General features: G+C 50.6%; 1 tRNA gene and 3 rRNA genes. All 4 read left to right on the top strand.

The features are described from left to right. The first annotated feature begins 53 nt into the window (after positions 1 to 53). The 4 genes from RG608_RS11450 (at position 54) to rrf (ending at position 4,997) form a co-directional block, all read left to right on the top strand. Positions 54 to 1,601, top strand: a 16S ribosomal RNA gene (locus RG608_RS11450). A gap of 64 nt (positions 1,602 to 1,665) precedes the next feature. Beyond that, a tRNA-Ala gene (locus tag RG608_RS11445) sits at positions 1,666 to 1,738 on the top strand. Between the two features lie 127 nt (positions 1,739 to 1,865). Then, positions 1,866 to 4,765: ribosomal RNA gene (locus RG608_RS11440) — 23S ribosomal RNA — on the top strand. Between the two features lie 116 nt (positions 4,766 to 4,881). Then, a 5S ribosomal RNA gene (rrf, locus tag RG608_RS11435) occupies positions 4,882 to 4,997 on the top strand. Together the 16S, 23S and 5S rRNA genes with 1 tRNA gene alongside form the textbook arrangement of a ribosomal RNA operon. Position 4,998: the final 1 nt, after the last annotated feature.

The following is a 4,998-nucleotide window of genomic DNA, read 5'->3' as shown; positions in this document are numbered from 1 at the left end:
AAAAAACGAAAATAAATCTGTCAGTGGACAGTAATGAGTGCGAACTCAAACTTTTTAATGAGAGTTTGATCCTGGCTCAGGACGAACGCTGGCGGCGTGCCTAATACATGCAAGTAGAACGCTGAAGAGAGGAGCTTGCTCTTCTTGGATGAGTTGCGAACGGGTGAGTAACGCGTAGGTAACCTGCCTGGTAGCGGGGGATAACTATTGGAAACGATAGCTAATACCGCATGATATTAATTGTCGCATGATAATTAATTGAAAGGTGCAATTGCATCACTACCAGATGGACCTGCGTTGTATTAGCTAGTTGGTGAGGTAACGGCTCACCAAGGCGACGATACATAGCCGACCTGAGAGGGTGATCGGCCACACTGGGACTGAGACACGGCCCAGACTCCTACGGGAGGCAGCAGTAGGGAATCTTCGGCAATGGGGGGAACCCTGACCGAGCAACGCCGCGTGAGTGAAGAAGGTTTTCGGATCGTAAAGCTCTGTTGTAAGAGAAGAACGGGTGTGAGAGTGGAAAGTTCACACTGTGACGGTATCTTACCAGAAAGGGACGGCTAACTACGTGCCAGCAGCCGCGGTAATACGTAGGTCCCGAGCGTTGTCCGGATTTATTGGGCGTAAAGCGAGCGCAGGCGGTTAGATAAGTCTGAAGTTAAAGGCTGTGGCTTAACCATAGTATGCTTTGGAAACTGTTTAACTTGAGTGCAGAAGGGGAGAGTGGAATTCCATGTGTAGCGGTGAAATGCGTAGATATATGGAGGAACACCGGTGGCGAAAGCGGCTCTCTGGTCTGTAACTGACGCTGAGGCTCGAAAGCGTGGGGAGCAAACAGGATTAGATACCCTGGTAGTCCACGCCGTAAACGATGAGTGCTAGGTGTTAGGCCCTTTCCGGGGCTTAGTGCCGCAGCTAACGCATTAAGCACTCCGCCTGGGGAGTACGACCGCAAGGTTGAAACTCAAAGGAATTGACGGGGGCCCGCACAAGCGGTGGAGCATGTGGTTTAATTCGAAGCAACGCGAAGAACCTTACCAGGTCTTGACATCCCTCTGACCGCTCTAGAGATAGAGTTTTCCTTCGGGACAGAGGTGACAGGTGGTGCATGGTTGTCGTCAGCTCGTGTCGTGAGATGTTGGGTTAAGTCCCGCAACGAGCGCAACCCCTATTGTTAGTTGCCATCATTGAGTTGGGCACTCTAGCGAGACTGCCGGTAATAAACCGGAGGAAGGTGGGGATGACGTCAAATCATCATGCCCCTTATGACCTGGGCTACACACGTGCTACAATGGCTGGTACAACGAGTCGCAAGCCGGTGACGGCAAGCTAATCTCTGAAAGCCAGTCTCAGTTCGGATTGTAGGCTGCAACTCGCCTACATGAAGTCGGAATCGCTAGTAATCGCGGATCAGCACGCCGCGGTGAATACGTTCCCGGGCCTTGTACACACCGCCCGTCACACCACGAGAGTTTGTAACACCCGAAGTCGGTGAGGTAACCGTAAGGAGCCAGCCGCCTAAGGTGGGATAGATGATTGGGGTGAAGTCGTAACAAGGTAGCCGTATCGGAAGGTGCGGCTGGATCACCTCCTTTCTAAGGAGTCCGTAAGGACACACGGAATGCACTTGGGTCTTGTTTAGTTTTGAGAGGGCTATGTGGGGCCTTAGCTCAGCTGGGAGAGCGCCTGCTTTGCACGCAGGAGGTCAGCGGTTCGATCCCGCTAGGCTCCATTATCTAGTTTGACTAGATAAAGAACTTGTCCATTGAAAATTGAATACTGATATCAAATAGTAACAAGAAAATAAACCGAAAACGCTGTGAATATTAATGAGTTTAAGACTGAAAGGTCAAAAATAAGGTTAAGTTAGTAAGGGCGCACGGTGGATGCCTTGGCACTAGGAGCCGAAGAAGGACGTGACAAACGACGAAATGCCTCGGGGAGCTGTAAGTAAGCTTCGATCCGGGGATGTCCGAATGGGGGAACCCAACAGGTTGATGCCTGTTACCCATTTCTGTTAAGGGAATGAGGAGGAAGACGCAGTGAACTGAAACATCTAAGTAGCTGCAGGAAGAGAAAGCAAAAGCGATTGCCTTAGTAGCGGCGAGCGAAGAGGCAGGAGGGCAAACCGAAGAGTTTACTCTTCGGGGTTGTAGGACTGCGCTGTGGACTCAGAATTTATAGAAGAATGACTTGGGAAAGTCAGCCAAAGAGAGTAAGAGCCTCGTATTTTAAATAGATTCTGTACCTAGCAGTATCCTGAGTACGGCGGGACACGTGAAATCCCGTCGGAATCTGGGAGGACCATCTCCCAACCCTAAATACTCCCTAGTGACCGATAGTGAACCAGTACCGTGAGGGAAAGGTGAAAAGCACCCCGGGAGGGGAGTGAAATAGAACCTGAAACCGTGTGCCTACAACAAGTTCGAGCCCGTTCATGGGTGAGAGCGTGCCTTTTGTAGAATGAACCGGCGAGTTACGTTATGATGCGAGGTTAAGTTGAAGAGACGGAGCCGTAGGGAAACCGAGTCTGAATAGGGCGCCTTAGTATCATGATGTAGACCCGAAACCATGTGACCTACCCATGAGCAGGTTGAAGGTGCGGTAAAACGCACTGGAGGACCGAACCAGGGCACGTTGAAAAGTGCTTGGATGACTTGTGGGTAGCGGAGAAATTCCAAACGAACTTGGAGATAGCTGGTTCTCTCCGAAATAGCTTTAGGGCTAGCGTCGACATTAAGATTCTTGGAGGTAGAGCACTGTTTGGGTGAGGGGTCCATCCCGGATTACCAATCTCAGATAAACTCCGAATGCCAATGAATTATGGTCGGCAGTCAGACTGCGAGTGCTAAGATCCGTAGTCGAAAGGGAAACAGCCCAGACCACCAGCTAAGGTCCCAAAATAATTGTTAAGTGGAAAAGGATGTGGGGTTGCACAGACAACTAGGATGTTAGCTTAGAAGCAGCTATTCATTCAAAGAGTGCGTAATAGCTCACTAGTCGAGTGACCCTGCGCCGAAAATGTACCGGGGCTAAAACAATTTACCGAAGCTGTGGATACCTTTTATAGGTATGGTAGGAGAGCGTTCTATGTGTGGAGAAGGTGTACCGTGAGGAGCGCTGGAACGCATAGAAGTGAGAATGCCGGTATGAGTAGCGCAAGACAGGTGAGAATCCTGTCCACCGTAAGACTAAGGTTTCCAGGGGAAGGCTCGTCCGCCCTGGGTTAGTCGGGACCTAAGGAGAGACCGAAAGGTGTATCCGATGGCCAACAGGTTGAGATTCCTGTACTAGAGTATGAAGTGATGGAGGGACGCAGTAGGCTAACTCGTGCGTACGATTGGATGTACGTCTAAGCAGTGAGGCGTGGTATGAGTCAAATGCTTATACCTCTAACGTTGAGCTGTGATGGGGAGCGAAGTTTAGTAGCGAGTGAGTGATGTCACACTGCCAAGAAAAGCTTCTAGCGTTGTATCATACTCTACCCGTACCGCAAACCGACACAGGTAGTCGAGGCGAGTAGCCTCAGGTGAGCGAGAGAACTCTCGTTAAGGAACTCGGCAAAATGACCCCGTAACTTCGGGAGAAGGGGTGCTGACTTTGGTCAGCCGCAGTGAATAGGCCCAAGCAACTGTTTATCAAAAACACAGCTCTCTGCTAAATCGTAAGATGATGTATAGGGGGTGACGCCTGCCCGGTGCTGGAAGGTTAAGAGGAGTGCTTAGCGGAAACGCGAAGGTATGAATTGAAGCCCCAGTAAACGGCGGCCGTAACTATAACGGTCCTAAGGTAGCGAAATTCCTTGTCGGGTAAGTTCCGACCCGCACGAAAGGCGTAATGATTTGGGCACTGTCTCAACGAGAGACTCGGTGAAATTTTAGTACCTGTGAAGATGCAGGTTACCCGCGACAGGACGGAAAGACCCCATGGAGCTTTACTGCAGTTTGATATTGAGTGTCTGTGCCACATGTACAGGATAGGTAGGAGCCTACGAGATCGGGACGCCAGTTTCGATGGAGGCGTTGTTGGGATACTACCCTTGTGTTATGGCCACTCTAACCCGGTAGGTTTATCATCTACGGAGACAGTGTCTGACGGGCAGTTTGACTGGGGCGGTCGCCTCCTAAAAGGTAACGGAGGCGCCCAAAGGTTCCCTCAGACTGGTTGGAAATCAGTCGCAGAGTGTAAAGGTATAAGGGAGCTTGACTGCGAGAGCTACAACTCGAGCAGGGACGAAAGTCGGGCTTAGTGATCCGGTGGTTCCGTATGGAAGGGCCATCGCTCAACGGATAAAAGCTACCCTGGGGATAACAGGCTTATCTCCCCCAAGAGTTCACATCGACGGGGAGGTTTGGCACCTCGATGTCGGCTCGTCGCATCCTGGGGCTGTAGTCGGTCCCAAGGGTTGGGCTGTTCGCCCATTAAAGCGGCACGCGAGCTGGGTTCAGAACGTCGTGAGACAGTTCGGTCCCTATCCGTCGCGGGCGTAGGAAATTTGAGAGGATCTGCTCCTAGTACGAGAGGACCAGAGTGGACTTACCGCTGGTGTACCAGTTGTTCTGCCAAGAGCATCGCTGGGTAGCTATGTAGGGAAGGGATAAACGCTGAAAGCATCTAAGTGTGAAACCCACCTCAAGATGAGATTTCCCATAACGCAAGTTAGTAAGAGCCCTGAGAGAAGATCAGGTTGATAGGTTGGGAGTGGAAGTTGTGTGAGCAATGGAGCGGACCAATACTAATCGCTCGAGGACTTATCCTAGAATAAGAGCTTCATCAGAGTACAGCGAATGGTTTAGAGAATTGTGAGATTTGATATTGTATTCAATTTTGAGTTGACAAGTCTTGTCTGAGAGGACAGGGAAGTTAATTCAATAGTTAAGTGACGATAGCCTAGGAGATACACCTGTACCCATGCCGAACACAGTAGTTAAGCCCTAGAACGCCGGAAGTAGTTGGGGGTTGCCCCCTGTGAGATATGGAAGTCGCTTAGCG

This window comes from Streptococcus sp. IsoGale022, assembly GCF_031142805.1.
Taxonomy (GTDB): domain Bacteria; phylum Bacillota; class Bacilli; order Lactobacillales; family Streptococcaceae; genus Streptococcus; species Streptococcus sanguinis_A.
This window is presented reverse-complemented; position numbering and strand designations above follow the sequence as displayed.